The sequence below is a fragment of the Streptococcus oralis genome (assembly GCF_001075875.1).
GTDB lineage: Bacteria > Bacillota > Bacilli > Lactobacillales > Streptococcaceae > Streptococcus > Streptococcus oralis_I.
The window spans coordinates 1-858 of the sequence record NZ_JUOS01000020.1 but is presented as its reverse complement, the minus strand read 5'-3'; the positions used below and the strand labels follow the sequence as shown (position 1 = coordinate 858).

The 858-nt window shown below is 35.5% G+C and carries 1 protein-coding gene and 1 pseudogene; one reads left to right on the top strand and one right to left on the bottom strand.

Annotation, left to right across the window (positions count from 1 at the left end; genetic code table 11):
• The coding region (locus ADM33_RS01000; RefSeq protein WP_049502790.1) for a sensor histidine kinase at positions 1 to 593 on the top strand (593 nt) is incomplete at its 5' end.
• Positions 594 to 686: 93 nt separating this feature from the next.
• Here ADM33_RS01000 and ADM33_RS11870 read toward each other — a convergent pair.
• Positions 687 to 758 (bottom strand): annotated as a pseudogene (locus tag ADM33_RS11870) (IS3 family transposase); the annotation flags it as partial.
• Positions 759 to 858 lie beyond the last annotated feature (100 nt).

The following is an 858-nucleotide window of genomic DNA, read 5'->3' as shown; positions in this document are numbered from 1 at the left end:
CGCTTCTTTCCCTCCTTTTAGACAATCAAAGTGACCAACTACCTGAGGATACTGCTTTTAAATTGGACTATGTGAAAAATCAAATCCAAGGAAATGTATCACAGATCCTATTCTACTACAGGGTGAAAAGTGAGAAAAATGATTTTCTATTTGAAGACCTTGACCTAGAAGAGTGTATCCAAGATCTTTTAGAGAACTTTGATCCCTTGCTCAAAGAAAAGAATTTTACGATTAAGTTAGAGAACATACAAGGAATCTGCTACACCGATCAACGCAGTTTTGTATTTATCCTGTCTCAAATACTAGCCAACGCCCTTAAATATAGCTCTGACAAACCAGAACTCAAGATTTCTATGTCAAGTGACAAGGGGCGCAAAACCCTGATTATTAGGGATAATGGGTGTGGAGTTAAAGCTTGCGACCTCCCTCATATCTTTGAAAAAGGATTTACAGGTGATTCAGGAGAGACAAGGAAAAAATCAACAGGCATGGGTCTCTATCTTGTCAAACAATTAGCAGATGCTTTAAAAATCGACATCGTAGTAAAATCCGAATGGATGCATGGATTTGAAATCTCTCTTTCTATTTCGTAATTTTTCGATTAAGAAAATTGCCTAGTCATAGAAAGCACATATTTTATACCAAAAAGGAAATCTGTACTGACTCCAAAAAGTTAGACAATTAATTTATCCAAAGGATTTAGTTCTGTATTGTACAGGGCTAAGTCCTTTTAGTTTTACCTTAATTCGTTTGTTGTTTTAGTTCTGGAGAATAATAACGATTCATCCCTTTCTTTACGATATCTATGCCATAACGGTCAATTAATTTCATCATGTACTTTAGACCAGAAACATCCAC